Genomic DNA, 15803 nt, shown 5'->3' with positions numbered 1-15803 from the left:
TGCACGGCGGTTGCAGGAACCGAGTGCAACACGGCTATTGAATTAAAGCAGCTGCGCCAGTGCCTGCACCGGCTCAATCGTCGGCTCCATCAGGAGCTGACGGTGACGCCACAACGGCGGGACACCACCATGGGCAGCACGGTGATGGCCCTGCTGATGCAGGATAACCGGCTGGCCTGTGTTTGGGCCGGCGACAGCCGCTGCTACCTCTGGCGCGACAATCGCCTCTACCAGCTTTCACGCGATCACTCCCTGCTGGAACACCTGGTGGCGCAGCAGCACATGAGCCTCGAACAGGCCTGCCAGCACCCCTCTGCCCAGGCGTTGACCCAGGCCATCGGCGCCAAAGCGCAACTGGAGCTGGACGTGCTGGAGCTCTCCCCCCGGCCGGGCGATGTCTTCCTGTTGTGCAGCGATGGCTTGTATCAGGAACTCAGCAACGAGGCGGTCGGCCAGGCACTCAGCCTTGCCACGCCGCAGGCAGCCGTGAAGCAACTGGTCGAATCCGCGCTGCGCGGCCCGGCGCACGACAACCTGACGGCCGTGGTGGTGCGGCTATGAGCGACCTGCACCGCGACATCATCACCGGCCTGCCGCCAGGGAAAAACGCCTCGCAGCCGACCTACTTTGCCTTCGCCGCACAACCTGATGTGGCCACTACAGCGATACCACTTGAACCCTTACCGGAGCGGTTGAACGATCGCTATCGCCTGGAACGCCTGCTCGGCGTGGGGGGCATGAGCGCCGTCTACTGCGCCCACGATGCACTGCGTGCTCAGTTTGGCGACCCTCAGCCCTATGTGGCGATCAAGGTCATGAACGACACCCATGCGGCGTGCCCGGACGCCAATGCCTTGCTGTTCAGTGAATTTGCGCTGACCCAGCACCTGCACCATCCCCATGTGATCCGGCTGTACGACTACGCCGTCGATGGACCATCGCAGCGGGGGTTCATCAGCATGGAATGGCTGCAAGGTGCGCCCCTCGACCGGGTGATTGCCGAGTGCCCGCAGGGAGTGTGCTGGGACCTGCTGCAGCCACTGGCGCTGGCCATGCTCGATGCGGTGGTGCATGCCCATCTCCACGGTGTGGTGCATGGCGATTTGAAGCCCAGCAACCTGATGCTGGGGGATAACGGGTTACGCCTGTTCGACTTCGGTTTGGCCGCCTCGAATGACGCCCGGTTGGTCGGCCTACCGCGATTGCAGCGTGAGCGCATTGCCGCCTGGACACCCGGATACGCCGCACTGGAGCTGCTTGAGGGTGGCGAGATCAGCCAAGCCTCCGACCTCTACGCCCTCGCCTGTGTGCTGTTCGAACTGGCCGGCGGCCAACATCCCTATCACCACTGCAGCGCCAAACAGGCCAAGACGCAGCGGCTGGACCGTACGTTGGTGTGCCCGCCGAATTTGCCCCGTGCCTGCTGGCCGGCGCTGCAGGTCGCCTTGAAGATCAACCCGGTCGCCCGGCGCATTTCAGCCCAGGAGCTACGCACCGCCTTCACTGAGGTGAATCGCCCACGCTGGTCAAGGTGGTTACGCCCTTGGCATGCCCCGCCGAACCCGATCTAGCTGAGGAGATACGCCCGAAGCATGCCACTGCCGAGAGTTGATACGGCAGTGGCTATTCAAGGACAGAACAACAATTTGAAGGAGCTCATTGCCGATGAGCAGCGACAACTCAAGGAAATTGACGCCATCAGGGGTCTGCAGCCCGACACAGCCGAATAAGTATGCCGCACATATGCCGCCTTCCCAACGCGAGTTTGATTGTCTGGAGGAACAGCGCCCCCGCGAACTGGATAAAAACCAACATATTGGACTTATCTTCGAGTGGGATAACGGGGAACGCTTGGACCCGAATATATCCTGCCATCTCACGATAGGTGGCAAAACAACAATTCATAGACTAGCGGATGGCAAAAACCTGTTTTGCCCGGCGCCAGCCAGTGAGTACGTAGCCCAACTACTTAAGGACGTTGACACCAATAAAAATCTTGACGAAGCCCGAGAGCAGCTCGCAAAAGCACTGGCCGAAATTATTGTTCATGAGAAAAAAGAAGCTGCGGCACTGAAAAAAATTCAAGATGAGCGAAATTTTGTTAGCAATTACGCACACCTGTACTACAAACAGGCACGCGGCTTCGCACTCACAGGTTGGAGATTTAGCAAAAACCTCAAGGAGTGGAACGATTTAATCAATCCATTCAACCAGCTGTCAAACGCACTCATTGCCGCATGGAATGCCGAAAGTACTGACGGAGCGTCCTGGACAAAATCACTTATTCAGAATTATTCGAAAAAACAGAAAGATGAGCTCATAGAGGCTCTTGGCTTCGACCCAAGCCAAATCGATATTGAGCAACTGGCCGAAGCTTATGAGTATGCGTGCTTTATTTACAGCGACTCACCCAGCAAAATACTAATTGGCAAATTTCTTCTGGAATATGTGATGGCTCAAAATCCAGAAGAAGTCGCCGAGTTTAGCGGAGCGGTTTTATTTGAAGTAGTGCTGGGCGCAATATTGATCTACTTAACTGGCGGCGTTGGCCTAGTGTTCAGGGCTGCGCGAGCCATAACCGACAACCTCTTGGCGCTACTACGAAAGGTTGGCGAGATCCTCATAAAAATCGCCAACCTCATCAAGAGTGCTACGATAAAATCAGCAAGCCTTGTACGAGGTGTCGCAGGCAAGGCGGCTAAGAGGGTCAGGATTCCAAGGCCCCAAAAAATCAACCCTGAGCCAATGCGGCAGCCATCGAACACGGTGCAACCCCCTTTGAGAACAGCCTATACTGAAGAAGTGGGTCAGCTCAAAAACCTCGGTGAACAAATGCGGCTAGAAGGAGAATCTCCAGAAAATATTGCTCGAAAACTCCATCAGATGCGCAGAGATCTCGGCGTCAAGTACAAAAATTTAACCCCTCCAGATAAACTGAAAGAAATACATATTCGAAACACAGAAAAATATGGCGACGAACTCGGACCAACGGTTGACTGGCTAAGGGGGCGCGGAAAAACTTGGGAACAAATTATCGAATCTTCCAGCCGCCCTGGTGGAAAGGATCTAGGACTCTAATATGAACGCACACACAAAATCAGCGATTCTCGGCGATGAATTCGACGAGATTCTTATCGACTCCATTCATACGACATTAGCCAGCTTGAAAGCATCCAGCGATGGAGCAGAGTGGGGCCTCGCAGGCTCTCAAGAGATAGAGACCTCAAAATTCATCATCGACGGTGTCGAAATCGAAATCGAGTCCGAGACATATATTGGAATTACGATCCGAGGAGACGTTTCGACTGTAGATCGTATTGCTGAACTGGTATCAATTGAATACGAGCGACGTACGACTGGGGAGCCGCAATCAAATTTCGAACCGATACTATCAAATGAGACTTATGGAGTTAAGCTATCAAATTTCGAGACCACAAAACAAACAATTGAAAAATTGCTAAATATTAATTTAAATATCGCATCTGACACATACGCGCCGCCTAGCGGTGCTCTCAAAAATATTTCAACCGAAACATTTGCGCTTTACCGCACCCCCCCTACCGACCCCAACGACCCCACTGGATACGACAGCATAAACTACCCGCACCTATTATATATAGCATCCACATCACGCCCCATTACCATAGAGCAATTACTTAAAAAAGATTCAAGATTCACCCTACTAAAATCCATAAGAAAGTCATAATAATTTTAGTCTTCGAAGAGGCCGTACTCATCCAAATCGTGAAGCACCACAGAAACAGTACAACTTCACGCCTTTATTTTTGAGTTGGTTGCGGCTACTTTGAAGTCTTTGCAGTTCATAAACTGCAGCAAGACAAAGCGACATCAGAATACGTTGAGAGTAACCCTACTTACGGAAAACCCTCGGAATAGCTTACTAATGGAATACGACATTTATCATTGCAAATCATGGTTTCGTTTAAAAAATCGCCATCGAAATCATGGGTGAAATGACAGCAAAAAAAGCACATTTCAGGTGAGCCCTACGTTGCACTAATAGGATCAACCAGCACACCCCTTTGCTTTATTGAAGTCATTCCTAACCAAGGAATGATAGGTGTTGGCTTCCTCGACCAACAGCAGCGAGAATATCTAACATACCAATTCCAAAAAACGACCGACGATCAAATATTCTTAAATATGGCCACACATAGAGAATTTGAAATTGACACCAACAAAGTCACGAATGGAACATGCTATATCTTCAGTGAGGACGGAAACGTCATCATAAGAAAGGAGGCATTCAGTCCTCACATCGTAGAGGAGGCCACGTCGACATTTGAGGCCAGAAACAACTATGAAAAATACCCTTCTTTTGGTGATTAGTCTCGACTTATAGTTGCCGACAGATAAGCACACTCCAATTTAATGTAGCCAAGAGCCGAGCTTTCCCTAATTAGTTTTTAGCTGCATTGCCTATGAATACACTGCAAATTGTCCTTAATAATTTTCTCTACCGACTTGAACGCGCCAGCAGGGTAATGGCCAAACAAGGCCACCACCCTTCTGACAAGAACCAGCCTTATGCAGCTACCGGATTCCGCCAGTCATCAGACCCCGTCGTCCCACTGATTTCATGGGTCCAAATGATTTTCCGATAGGTGAAATACACATCTTCAAGATGGGTAAAATGCGCCATCGCCGGGTCCTGGCAGTTGGGCATGCGCGACTTCACATCTACAATAATCGCGTCTTCCAGTTCGATTGAGTAATAGTGCTCTTGCTGCCCTTTTGCAGACGTTCGATACCAAGCAAGGTGACATTTTTCAAGACGCTCGCCCGAAGTCAAGGCGTTGAAAATCAGCGGTGAAGACTTGTCGAAGACCTTGGTGATCATCAACGGCTTGTGTACCCGCTGCCCGGTTGGTTGTCCCGACTGGGGGTCACGCGGGATGATCACTTGGTGATCAAACGCCTGAACCAGAATCTTATCTTCATGGCCTTGCTGGTAGATGTTGCCGACCGAATCCGCAGTGAAGGTACCGGATGTAATCGCTCCTTGCTTGCTACCCTCGATAATCATATAGGCAGGTGTTGGCATTGCATTTCTCCTTATTGGGTTGAAAGCACCGGCAAATGAACCTGTGCCCAATTTGAAACGCAAAACCAATGCCAATTACAAATATTTTTTTAATTCAACAACTTAAAATAACACCCATCTTTTCATCTATCACCACATAGCTCTGACCACTCAAAACTGTGCAGAGTTTTTCTCAACTTTCCAAGCCCACCTGTGTAACGTCCTGCATGCCTGAACCCCCTGATGAATCCGGGCGGGCCCTCGGCCAGAGGTGAGGCAAGAGTGCTAATGCTCAAAGCAAGCACAATACGACAATTCCCTCGAGCAGCTGCACGATCATCATCCACTCAAGGTGCTGGCCAGCGTCTATATCCCTACAAAGACGGGCGAATCAACTTGAGTTGCAGCGATGGTTGAGCATGGTCAATCGCATGCGTATGCACCAACACCGAGCGCGTTTTTTGACAGTAAATCCCGCCAGTAAAAAATATTTCACACGGCCGAGAACAGCTTTCTACACTCACCATAAATGCCCTTGATTGCTTGCCCAGACGGGCCCCAACACACCACACGATCAGTTGTTTTCCCCGCAAGTAAGGACGAGGCTCATGCCAGCTACCAAAAGTGTTTCACAACTGATTTTTGTGTTCTGGCCGAGGCACCGACTGTGCGTCCTCACGAGTGAAGAAACACGCTTGATTGAACATTTCCGTACGCTGTCGGAAACCGACCGGGTGGCGATGCGCTATTTGACCTGCGCCCTCAAGGAGGTGTCCCGTTTTTGACAGACTTGTACCTTGCCACCGCCAATCTGATGATGGATGCCAGATTGGTGGGCTTTCCGCTCAACCGCACCTCTATCCAGTCCGCCTCGAAAGATCGCTCCTACACCTTCGCCAAACACTTCCGACGGCCCCATCTGAAATACCCAACAGTCACGAAAAATGACGAGCCATTTTCTAAAATAAACGTTATTTATTCAGTTGTTTAGGGCAAGAAGCCCACGCGCCCGTTCATCTCATAAAGAAATAGTATCATGCTAAATACCTCATTTTTTCCCTCATTACGTACCGCCATCGGTACAGCCCTGCGGCCCCGACAGCTCAATCGAGAAGAAGAGCGCCTGGTCCACTACTACCGTTGCTTGTCGGAACAGGATCGTGAAGCGGTGCGCTGCCTGATGTTTGCGGTCAAGGAAACCAGCGAGGCGAACACCTTCACCCATAAAAAGTGACACCGTCATGGGTCAGCGAACGATGAAGTACCTGCGGGGTTGGACACGTTGCCAAGAGCCTGCCTCATGGAATTTTCCTACCCAGCCGAAACATACCTGCCGACCCCACAAGCCATGCCATTACGCACGTGTTTGTGACCGCGACCTCGCCGCCGAAACGTTCTACCTTGCTAGAGTACGAAGCCCCATCGCCGTGGAGGATCTGCATCTCCCCATGCCCGCCCTCGTCACCCTCCAGCCTCAATTCCCCTTCGGTGGCCTGACCATCTCCCGCTGTGTGGACGCCCTGATCCGACAGGATCTACTCGACCCGCTGCCCTATGTGCGCCGGCACATCTGCGGCGATTGGGGCGATGTGCGCGCAGAGCATCGGCGCTTCAACAACGCGACTCTGGAACTCGGCGGTTACCTACTGTCGTCCTACGCCATCAGTGACGGGTTGGACCTGTGTATCTTCACCGAAGCTGACCGGAACCTTACGGTAGTGTTCCTGCTGGATGAGTACTGACCACCGGCCATAAACCGGCATGTGCCTGATTCGGTTTGACAGACACCCGCCGCCAAGCATTCGATCACACTGCCCCCATGTTCGCTGGCGTCGCCGGCAACGTCCCAGGCGGTCAACGCCTTCAAGACCGCGGTGCGTCAATGGCACATTGGCCGCGTTATCCCTTCATCACTTCCGTCATCCCAAGGGACGCCCACGCTTGCGGTTGGGGAGTCCCGCGGTAGCAAGGAGGCCACCATGTCATTGCTCTTCAAAGGCAGCGATCTGAAGCCGGTGCTGGCAGAGGCTATCGCCAATCAATGTTCCATCATTCTGGTCAAGGACCAGGGCGTCTACTGGCTCGCCGAGCGCGGTGAACGCCAAGCCAATGGCCGCCAGAGGTTGCTTGCCTATGCGGTGGGCTGTAACCCCGATGTCGACGTATTCGACGACTGGTGGGCGTTGGCCCGCAAGGAGCTGGGCGGCGATGATTTCGCGGAACATTTCGACCCGCATTCGGAGGCGTTCACGCCCATCCTCAACGGTGAGGAGGATCTGGAACTGGCCGCCACGGCGCCCCATCTGATGTTGCGGACCGTCACGCCGTAACCCAATCAACCATCAGACCTTGAGCCCCCGCCTGCCGGCGGCTCTCTGCTACGTGCTCGCGCAGGGCTTCTCTACTCGCATTTCGCCCGGAATTTCTCGCCATCCCCTGTTTCCAGCCACTGTGCATTAACGCTCACCAGCCTGGCTATCTTATCGAGTTGCGAGTACGGGATACCACGAGAAAACCAATTGGTCAGCCGCTGTGGGCTGATCTTCAGAAATAGCGCGAAATCCATTGGCGCGATCTTGCACTCCGACAGCACTACCCGCAGACGCACGCCGGAACATTCCGCGCTGGCAGCGCGAAGCATCGTTGATCGTCGCCCTGTGTGCGTTTCTTTCCGTTGGCCGTAGACCATTCCTTGCTCCTTGTGTAGCTCCATGTGTTTTTTGCCCCTTTCACACTGCGGGTTCACTGAGTATAAACACCGCGTTCATGGGGTCCAATTCTCATGTCTCATAGCTTCTTCGGGTGAGCATTGGGGGCGCATCACGCAGCGAGGCCTTTTCAAGCAGTTGCCAGGATAGGAAGGTTGTCGGGGTTGAGCTGATGAAGGCGAGCTGCTGCTGTCGCATGATGGGGCAAGTCCACCGCCTGGAAACCACCGTGACTCAGGATTATCGGTACCAGAAGTGACGCGTGACCAAAGGTCGATGCGCGCCGGGAAGATGAATAAACAGTAGCAGGCTTGGTGACAGGTGAACTGAGCGAATCCAGGAGCAATACGAATTTGAGTCTTACCGGATCACCCTGAGCACCCACGGTTTTGCACACAAAAAAAGACGCCGAAGCGTCTATTCCGTAAATCACAGGCAAAAAAAAGCCACTCGTTAGAGTGGCTTTTTCTTTTATGCTTGGAGCGGGAAACGAGACTCGAACTCGCGACCCCGACCTTGGCAAGGTCGTGCTCTACCAACTGAGCTATTCCCGCTTGGTGATGCGCATTCTATAGAATCCTCAGCACCCGTCAACCCCTTGATTCAAAAAAGTTTTATTTCTTTTCAACGGTGGTTCGCAGATGGGGCCAGGCGGCGCGCAGATATTGCAGCATGGACCACAGGGTCAGACCGGCCGCGACCAGCAGCAAGGCGTAGCCCGTGAGGACCCAGAACGAAAAGTCCGACGGGTTGGCCAGCAGGATCACCAGCGCGAGCATCTGCGCGGCGGTTTTCCATTTGCCCATGTTCGATACGGCCACGTGGGCGCGGGCGCCGATTTCGGCCATCCATTCGCGCAGGGCCGAGACGACGATCTCGCGGCCGATGATGACGGCGGCCGGCAGGGTCAGCCACAGGTTGCCGTGTTCCTGCACCAGCAGCACCAGGGCGACGGCCACCATGAGTTTGTCGGCCACGGGGTCGAGGAACGCGCCGAACGGCGTGCTCTGCTCAAGGCGGCGTGCCAGGTAGCCGTCGAGCCAGTCGGTGGCGGCTGCGAAGGCAAATACCGAACTGGACGCGATGTAGCTCCATTCATACGGCAAATAGAACAACAAAATGAAAATCGGGATAAGCAGGACGCGTAGAACGGTGATCAGATTAGGGATATTCATCGGCACAACTGGCTACGAGGTGAGAAGGCATTCTATTCGCTATGCAGATTGGCATAAATCAATTCAGCGAGCTTTTTACTGATACCGGGTGCTTTGGCTATTTCGTCAATGCTGGCACGGGAGAGCTCCTGCAAGCCACCAAAATGTTTAAGCAAGTCGCGACGCCGCGTCGGGCCAACCCCCGCCACCCCTTCCAGGGTTGAGGTTCGCCGGGTTTTGCCACGGCGTGCGCGGTGGCCGGTAATAGCGAAACGGTGCGCTTCGTCGCGGATTTGTTGAATCAGGTGCAGTGCGGGTGAGTCGCCCTTCAAAGTGAACTCATGGGCGGCATCATTCAAGTACAACGTCTCGAAACCGGCCTTGCGCGTGGTGCCCTTGGCCACACCGAGCAGGATCAGGTCGGGCACCGCCAGTTCGTTGAGCACGTCACGGGCCATGGATAACTGGCCCTTGCCGCCGTCTACCAGCAGGATATCGGGCAACTTGCCCTCCCCATCCTTCAACTTGCTGAAACGCCGCGTGAGCGCCTGGTGCATGGCGGCGTAGTCATCGCCGGCGGTAACGCCTTCAATGTTGTAGCGCCGGTAGTCGGCCTTGATCGGCCCTTCCGGCCCGAATACCACGCAGGAGGCCACCGTGGCCTCACCGCTGGAGTGGCTGATGTCGTAGCACTCCAGGCGCTGGGGCGGCTCGTCCAGGTTGAGGACTTCGGCCAGGGCGTCGAAGCGTGCGGCAACGTGCTGTCGATTGGCCAGGCGCGCGCTCAGGGCCTGTTCGGCGTTGGTCACGGCCAGTTGCTGCCAGCGGGCACGGGTGCCGCGTACGCGGTGGCTGATGTCCAGCTCGCGGCCGCGCAAGGCGTGGATCGCTTCGATCAAAGTGGGGAAGTCTTCGTGCACCACATTGACGATCAGCTCCGACGGCAGGTCGCGCTCAGGGCTACTGACGTAGTACTGGCCAAGGAACGCGGCCATCACTTCTGCAACGTCTTCGTCGATACCGGTCTGCGGGAAGAAGTTCTTGCTGCCCAGCACCCGCCCGCCACGCACGCTGATCAGGTGCACACAGGCTCCCCCCGGGTTGACGAACGCAGCAATCACGTCGACGTCACCGGTGCCGCCTTCCATGCTTTGCTGGTCCTGGACGCGGCGCAGCAGGGAGATCTGGTCACGCAGTTCGGCAGCCTTTTCGAAATCCAGGGTGCTGGCCGCCTGCTCCATGGCCCCGGACAGCTCATCGGTGAGCGCGTTGCTGCGCCCCTCGAGGAACATCACCGAGTGGCGCACATCCTCGGCGTACTCTGCCGGCTCAACCAGGCCCACGCAGGGCGCCTTGCAGCGCTTGATCTGGTATTGCAGGCACGGTCGTGTGCGGTTCTTGTAGAAGCTGTCTTCGCACTGACGCACAAAAAAGGTTTTTTGCAGCAGGCTCAGGCTTTCACGAATCGCCCCGGCGCTGGGGTAAGGCCCGAAGTACTTACCCTTTTGCTTTTTTGCCCCGCGGTGAATGCTCAGGCGCGGAAAGTTGCCATCCGATAAAAACACGTAAGGGTAGGATTTATCATCACGCAGCAGGATGTTGTAAGGCGGCCGCCATTCCTTGATCAGCGTCTGCTCAAGCAGCAGCGCCTCGGTTTCATTGGCGGTGATGGTGGTTTCGACCTGGGCGATACGCGCCACCAAGGCGGCGGTTTTCGGCGCAAGACCGGTCTTGCGAAAGTAGCTCGCCAGACGGTTCTTCAGGTTCTTGGCTTTGCCCACGTAAAGCAGGCGCGCCTCGCTGTCGAACATGCGGTACACGCCGGGGCGGCCACTGCAGGTGGAGAGAAAGGCACTTGGATCAAACGGCGTAGTCATGTCAGGCGCTGGCGTCCACCATGCCGTGGCGCACCGCGAGCAGGGTCAATTCAACATCACTGCTGATGGCGAGCTTCTCGAAGATGCGATAGCGGTAGGTATTGACGGTTTTGGGCGACAGGCACAGCTTGTCGGAGATCGACTGCACTTTCTGGCAACCGACGATCATCAAGGCGATCTGGATTTCCCGCTCCGACAGCGTATCAAACGGCGAATCGCTGGTGGGCTGGAACGACTTGATCGCCAATTGTTGGGCAATCTGCGGGCTGATGTAACGCTGGCCGGCAAATACCAGGCGAATGGCTTGCACCATCTCGGCCAGGCCTGCGCCCTTGGTGAGGTAGCCGGCGGCACCGGCTTGCAGCAAACGGGTGGGGAACGGGTCTTCCTCGCACACCGTGACCACCACGACCTTGATGTCCGGGTGGCTGCGCAATAGCTTGGTCGTGGCACCAAGACCGCCAATCCCAGGCATCTTGACGTCCATCAGTACCACATCGGGCTTCAACTCCCGGGCCTTGATCAGGGATTCCTCCCCCGACTCCGCCTGGCCGACTACTTGCAGGCCGTCGATGTCAGCCAGCATTCGTGTAATGCCTGTACGAACGAGATCATGGTCATCGACTACTAGCACCCTAATCAAGCAGACACCTCGCGATATGGTCTTATAGGTTGCTGAACACCTTAGCAAAAAACCAAGGCGCAGACCTAGTTGCAAGTGTCATATATATAGAGATTCAACGTGCTGCGGCTGTTCGCCGGCTGGCGAACAGCACTGTTTCCTGGGCTAAAGGTCAGGAATCCTGGGGGTGCGACTTGGCTTTTCCGTTCACCACGGATGAATGCTCAGCCAAGGTACTGGTCAAGCGACGGATTGCGTCCTGGTCTTCCTTGAACATCGCTCGGTAATTGCCCAACACTTTTTCTTCGATCTTGCTCAGGTTATCCAGCTGGATCGGCGTTGGGCTGCCGGTCAACACGTACAGGATATCCACTCCTTTTTCGGCGACGCGAGACAAATAGTCGGCCTTGGGTGCACGACCACCGCTTTCATATTTGCCTTGGGCGTTCGCTTCAACGCCTCCAATCTCTCCAAAAACTTTCTGCGACAGGCCAAGTCGCTCTCTTTCTTGCCTTAAGCGCGAACCGATTCCACTCATTTGGATGTATGATCCTAAATTGGCACACCCCAAGAGGTGTCACACCATCACTTCGTTAAACAAACTTGAACGGTTTTGAACTATGCCCGGAATCCGTACTGCTGCACAAGCCAAGGCCTGGCTGGAACATCAAGGAAAGTCAGTTCAAGCGTTCGCCCGTGAGCATGGCGTAGACCCGGCAACCACCTATCAAGTGCTCGCCGGGCGAAAAAAGGGACGGCGTGGAGAAGCCCATAAAGTGGCGGTACTTCTGGGCATGAAAGAGGGCGTTATCGTGGATGAACCTGAAGCTCAATCCCACGATGAACAAAGCACTAGCTGACAGCAGTATGCGCTTATTTGTAGGACGTGCCTGTTTTAGTCCGATGTGAGTGCGCGACACTCACGCTCCATCCGCCAGAAGCCATCCTCTTCACCGACAATGCTCAACCCCAGGCGCTGATACAGCCTTCTTGCCGGGTTGGTCTTGAACACCGTCAAACGTAGAAAGCCCAGGCCCTCGACGCGTGCCTTGAGCGCCATTTGCTCCAGCACCCATGTGCCCGCGCCCTGCTTGCGGCAGCACGCCAGCAGGTGCAGCTCGCGGATATACAGGGCTTTCCCGTCGCGGCTCAGGCTGATAAAGCCCATCACGCCATCATCGTTGCAGATCAGCCAGTTCTCGCGGCCCGCCCAGGCCACGTCGAAGCCGTCGTTGGACCACAACAAGCCGTTCTGACGGTAGTAATGGCTCATGGCCTCCTGGGTCAGGGTGCGGGCAAACGGCAGGTCCTGCTCGGTGGCCCGGCGCAAATGAAACCTCATTCAGAGGGCGACCACTTGGCCGGTCCACTGCCCGCCATCGCGACGGGCGATCACCAACGCGTCGCCGACACCGGGGGCGGCAACAAGCAAGTTGCCATCGGCGGTCCAGATCGCACTGCGACCGGCACATGCCCAGCCTCCAGATGGGCCACCGTGGTTAGCCATCAGTACCAACAGGCCATGCTCGGCCGCATAGCCTTCAAGCAAAGCACTGTCCGCCGCGTAGCCTCCCTCGCTGATCAGTACGCCGGCGGCATACACCGTGGCGCCCGCTGCCGCCGCTTGACGTGGATGGCTGGCCTGGGAAAAGTCCGCACACACCGCCAATGCGATAAGCTCCTCTGCCAATCCCAGGGCTTCACCGCCCTGCCCCGCGGCAAATGCCAGCTCTTCGCCGGGGTGCAGATGCTGCTTGGTGTAGACGCCTACTGAACCGTCCGCCCCAAGCACCAGCGCGCCGATCAGCACACCTGTTTGTGGCGCCAGACGCACCGGCATGCCCACCACAGCCGTCAACCGCAGCTCCCGCGCCAGCTCACGCAACGGCGTCAACACGGCGTCTTGCGGGTCGATGGCCAAGTCGGCCGCCAGGGACGGCTCGTAGCCCGTCAGTGACAGTTCTGGAAACACCAGGCATTGCACGCCCTGTTCAGCCGCGGCCCGCATCAACGCCAGGTGCCGCTGGATATTGGCAGCGATATCGCCCGGGATGGAAACGGTTTGCGCCGCAGCAAGGGTCAAGGCAGTCATGGTCGCGTCCTGGCAATCACTGTTTGAGAGTTGTCAGCATATCCACACTTACCCCATAGCGGCATAGGTATCTACACAACGCTATAACGGTGGACGGTGCCTCGATGCGAAACGAGTCGCTCTTGATCTGCTTTTGATCTTGGTCTTAGGCGCCCCGTTAAACCACGCTGGCCGGCATTCCGGCTCTTTTCAAAAGTGAGCCGCTGTCAGAGCGGAACCCTAGGTGGCCGTTACCGCAGGAATGGATATGTACACGGTCCAACTGCGTTGACTGTCAGGCCGTCTTCGCAGGCAAGCCAGCTCCCACATTTGGATCGCGGTGCCTCAGCCAGATCAGCGCCGGCTGTCAGTCGCAGCAAAACTGTGTAGATACCTATGCCCATAGCGGTAAGTACTGCTACGCAATAGAAATTACTGATTGAATCCACCCGCACGCCTCTAGTAAGCTCCCCCCATCATTTGGAGAGCCCCATGTTGCCACTCACCCACACTCAGGTTTGCCCTGCTGCCAGCGCCTTGCGCTCGGTGTCGGCTATCCGTGTGAACGGTTCGAGCGCACTGGCCGGCTTTTATTTTGGGTATTGGTTTAGCCACTGGCGCGCCTGATACCTGAAATCGGCGCCCACTACTCAAGGGGTCGCCTACCAGAGAAATCTAAACCCCCGGTCGGCTCCCCGACCGGGGGTTTTGTTTTTTCAGCGCCTGATAACTTGTTTTTCACGCTCACTTAAAGGAATCACACCATGAACTACGCCACCTATTACCGCTACGACACTTGCACTGCATGGCGATTTAGCCAGCTCCGTTCGGGACAGCCTGCCGCCTCCGACCGGTCACCCCGTGGTGGCAAGCCAACACACGTAGCCGATACGGCCAATTGTCGAACACCCCAGTAGGCCAAGCGTGCGGGAATCGCCCGCCGCTTGCCCAGGAAGCCTTGAATATGAACTCCTCCGTCGCCGCTTTGCCCGTCTCTACCCTCAACAGCGCCAATGAAGCCTTGACCCAGCGTTTGCCCAGCGCTCTTGAACTCAAGCACCAACTCCCGCTCAGCCCGTTCCTCAACGAACAAGTCCACGCCCATCGCCAAGCCGTGCGCGCCATCCTCAATGGCGAAGACTCACGCTTGCTGGTGATTGTCGGCCCGTGCTCGATCCACGACCCGGAATCGGCCATGGAATACGCGCGCAATCTGAAGAAGCTCGCGCTTGAAGTCAGCGACCAGATGCTGCTGGTGATCCGTGCTTACGTCGAGAAACCGCGCACCACTGTGGGCTGGAAAGGCTTGGCCTACGATCCGCACTTGGACGGCAGCGATGACATGGCCGCCGGCCTGACCCTGTCCCGCGAACTGATGCGTGAAATGCTGCGCCTGGGCCTGCCGGTGGCCACCGAGTTGCTGCAACCCATGGCCGCCGGCTACTTCGATGACCTGCTCACTTGGGTCGCCATTGGCGCACGCACTACCGAATCGCAGATTCACCGCGAAATGGCCAGTGGCCTGGGCATGCCCGTGGGCTTCAAGAACGGCACCGACGGTGGCGTCGCCATTGCCTGCGATGCGATGCGTTCAGCGTCTCACCCGCATCGTCATTTCGGCGTGGACAGCCAGGGCCACCCGGCGATCATCCAGACGCCCGGCAACCCCGACACCCACCTGGTGCTGCGCGGCGGCCACCGTGGGCCCAACTACGATGCGCAAAGCGTGGCCGACGTAAAGCATGACCTGGCCAAGTCCAAGGTGGCGGCACGGATCATGGTCGATTGCAGCCATGCCAACAGCGGCAAGAACCCGCTGCGCCAACCGGCGGTATTCAATGACGTGCTGGAGCAGCGCTTGCAAGGTGATGCCTCGCTGGTCGGCATGATGCTTGAGAGTCACCTGTTCGAAGGCTGCCAGCCGCTGAGCGCGTCGATGAAATACGGCGTTTCGGTGACCGATGGTTGCCTGGGTTGGGACGGGACCGAGCAGTTGTTACGCAGTGCCGCTGAGCGGTTGCGGGAGCACGGCAAGGCCGACTGATCGGTGGGAATCAAAAACCTGGGAGAGGGCGGGACAGTTGACGAGCACTCGTGCGAGTGTTCAGATGCCCGCCTGTTTCAGGTGCCCCCTGCCGCCGTGCTTGGGGTGAAACGGGAAACCGGTACGCTCATATTGAGCAAGTCCGGTGCTGCCCCCGCAACGGTATATGCGTGATCCCTTCGACACACCACTGTGGCCCTCGCGCCATGGGAAGGTGAAGGTATCCATACGCATGAGCCCGGAGACCGGCCTGGAATTTCTGTTTGGCAAACTCCTGCGGTGG

At 56.3% G+C, this 15803-nt stretch carries 17 protein-coding genes, 1 tRNA gene, 1 pseudogene and 1 riboswitch; of the genes and pseudogenes, 10 read left to right on the top strand and 9 right to left on the bottom strand.

Going from position 1 to position 15803, the window contains the following annotated elements; all coding sequences use genetic code 11:
- Positions 1 to 42: 42 nt before the first annotated feature.
- The 4 genes and pseudogenes from CLM72_RS10950 to CLM72_RS10935 form a co-directional block, all read left to right on the top strand.
- Positions 43 to 561: pseudogene (locus CLM72_RS10950) on the top strand (PP2C family serine/threonine-protein phosphatase); the annotation flags it as partial.
- On the top strand, positions 558 to 1571 hold the full coding sequence (locus CLM72_RS10945; RefSeq protein WP_105226429.1) for a serine/threonine-protein kinase: 1014 nt from the start codon (positions 558 to 560) through the stop codon (positions 1569 to 1571). The pseudogene CLM72_RS10950 and the gene CLM72_RS10945, both read left to right, overlap by 4 nt.
- 94 nt (positions 1572 to 1665) lie before the next feature.
- Positions 1666 to 3078 (top strand): hypothetical protein, encoded by a 1413-nt coding sequence (locus tag CLM72_RS10940; protein ID WP_146120466.1) that lies wholly within the window; start codon positions 1666 to 1668, stop codon positions 3076 to 3078.
- Position 3079: 1 nt separating this feature from the next.
- Entirely contained in the window at positions 3080 to 3706 is a 627-nt protein-coding gene (locus CLM72_RS10935) for a hypothetical protein (protein ID WP_105226427.1), read from the top strand.
- Positions 3707 to 4546: 840 nt separating this feature from the next.
- Here the strand turns inward: CLM72_RS10935 and CLM72_RS10925 are convergent.
- A complete protein-coding gene (locus CLM72_RS10925; protein ID WP_105226426.1) occupies positions 4547 to 5065 on the bottom strand; it encodes an Hcp family type VI secretion system effector in 519 nt (172 codons plus the stop codon).
- A 587-nt stretch (positions 5066 to 5652) separates the two neighbouring features.
- Between CLM72_RS10925 and CLM72_RS28740 the strand changes: the two genes are divergently transcribed.
- The 4 genes from CLM72_RS28740 to CLM72_RS10905 all read left to right on the top strand — a co-directional run bounded on the left by CLM72_RS28740 (position 5653) and on the right by CLM72_RS10905 (position 7374).
- On the top strand, positions 5653 to 5829 hold the full coding sequence (locus CLM72_RS28740; RefSeq protein ID WP_158688681.1) for a hypothetical protein: 177 nt from the start codon (positions 5653 to 5655) through the stop codon (positions 5827 to 5829).
- A gap of 251 nt (positions 5830 to 6080) precedes the next feature.
- Entirely contained in the window at positions 6081 to 6278 is a 198-nt protein-coding gene (locus CLM72_RS10915; protein ID WP_105226424.1) for a hypothetical protein, read from the top strand.
- A gap of 214 nt (positions 6279 to 6492) precedes the next feature.
- Positions 6493 to 6786: a hypothetical protein gene (locus CLM72_RS10910; RefSeq protein WP_105226423.1), complete on the top strand. Its 294-nt coding sequence runs from the start codon at positions 6493 to 6495 to the stop codon at positions 6784 to 6786.
- Positions 6787 to 7023: 237 nt separating this feature from the next.
- On the top strand, positions 7024 to 7374 hold the full coding sequence (locus tag CLM72_RS10905; protein ID WP_105226422.1) for a DUF3085 domain-containing protein: 351 nt from the start codon (positions 7024 to 7026) through the stop codon (positions 7372 to 7374).
- A gap of 71 nt (positions 7375 to 7445) precedes the next feature.
- Here the strand turns inward: CLM72_RS10905 and CLM72_RS10900 are convergent, their stop codons facing one another.
- The 6 genes from CLM72_RS10900 to CLM72_RS10875 form a co-directional block, all read right to left on the bottom strand.
- On the bottom strand, positions 7446 to 7733 hold the full coding sequence (locus CLM72_RS10900; RefSeq protein WP_105226421.1) for a helix-turn-helix transcriptional regulator: 288 nt from the start codon (positions 7731 to 7733) through the stop codon (positions 7446 to 7448).
- 497 nt (positions 7734 to 8230) lie between these two features.
- Positions 8231 to 8306: transfer RNA gene (locus tag CLM72_RS10895), tRNA-Gly, on the bottom strand.
- Positions 8307 to 8366: 60 nt separating this feature from the next.
- On the bottom strand, positions 8367 to 8927 hold the full coding sequence (pgsA, locus tag CLM72_RS10890) for a CDP-diacylglycerol--glycerol-3-phosphate 3-phosphatidyltransferase (RefSeq protein WP_105226420.1): 561 nt from the start codon (positions 8925 to 8927) through the stop codon (positions 8367 to 8369).
- Positions 8928 to 8959: 32 nt separating this feature from the next.
- Positions 8960 to 10783 (bottom strand): excinuclease ABC subunit UvrC, encoded by a 1824-nt coding sequence (uvrC, locus tag CLM72_RS10885; RefSeq protein WP_105226419.1) that lies wholly within the window; start codon positions 10781 to 10783, stop codon positions 8960 to 8962.
- 1 nt (position 10784) lies between these two features.
- Complete coding sequence (gene uvrY, locus CLM72_RS10880) at positions 10785 to 11426, bottom strand: UvrY/SirA/GacA family response regulator transcription factor (RefSeq protein WP_005786991.1); 642 nt, start codon at positions 11424 to 11426, stop codon at positions 10785 to 10787.
- Positions 11427 to 11577: 151 nt separating this feature from the next.
- On the bottom strand, positions 11578 to 11943 hold the full coding sequence (locus CLM72_RS10875; RefSeq protein ID WP_054895748.1) for a helix-turn-helix domain-containing protein: 366 nt from the start codon (positions 11941 to 11943) through the stop codon (positions 11578 to 11580).
- A gap of 82 nt (positions 11944 to 12025) precedes the next feature.
- On the opposite strand from CLM72_RS10875, the gene CLM72_RS10870 reads away from it, so the two are divergent.
- Positions 12026 to 12265: a DNA-binding protein gene (locus CLM72_RS10870; RefSeq protein ID WP_044273192.1), complete on the top strand. Its 240-nt coding sequence runs from the start codon at positions 12026 to 12028 to the stop codon at positions 12263 to 12265.
- A gap of 35 nt (positions 12266 to 12300) precedes the next feature.
- Here the strand turns inward: CLM72_RS10870 and CLM72_RS10865 are convergent, their stop codons facing one another.
- On the bottom strand, positions 12301 to 12747 hold the full coding sequence (locus CLM72_RS10865; protein WP_105226418.1) for a GNAT family N-acetyltransferase: 447 nt from the start codon (positions 12745 to 12747) through the stop codon (positions 12301 to 12303).
- On the bottom strand, positions 12748 to 13497 hold the full coding sequence (locus CLM72_RS10860) for a carbon-nitrogen hydrolase family protein (protein ID WP_105226417.1): 750 nt from the start codon (positions 13495 to 13497) through the stop codon (positions 12748 to 12750). It lies immediately after the preceding gene.
- A gap of 943 nt (positions 13498 to 14440) precedes the next feature.
- Between CLM72_RS10860 and CLM72_RS10855 the strand changes: the two genes are divergently transcribed.
- Positions 14441 to 15520, top strand: coding sequence for a 3-deoxy-7-phosphoheptulonate synthase (locus tag CLM72_RS10855; RefSeq protein WP_105226416.1), 1080 nt, complete (start codon positions 14441 to 14443; stop codon positions 15518 to 15520).
- 62 nt (positions 15521 to 15582) lie between these two features.
- A riboswitch (cobalamin riboswitch) is annotated at positions 15583 to 15789 on the top strand.
- Positions 15790 to 15803 lie beyond the last annotated feature (14 nt).

Origin of the sequence: Pseudomonas sp. MYb193 (assembly GCF_002966775.1) — a bacterium.
GTDB lineage: Bacteria > Pseudomonadota > Gammaproteobacteria > Pseudomonadales > Pseudomonadaceae > Aquipseudomonas > Aquipseudomonas paracarnis.
The sequence above is the reverse complement of the archived record's forward strand: the minus strand, read 5'-3'. Positions and strand labels throughout refer to the sequence as shown.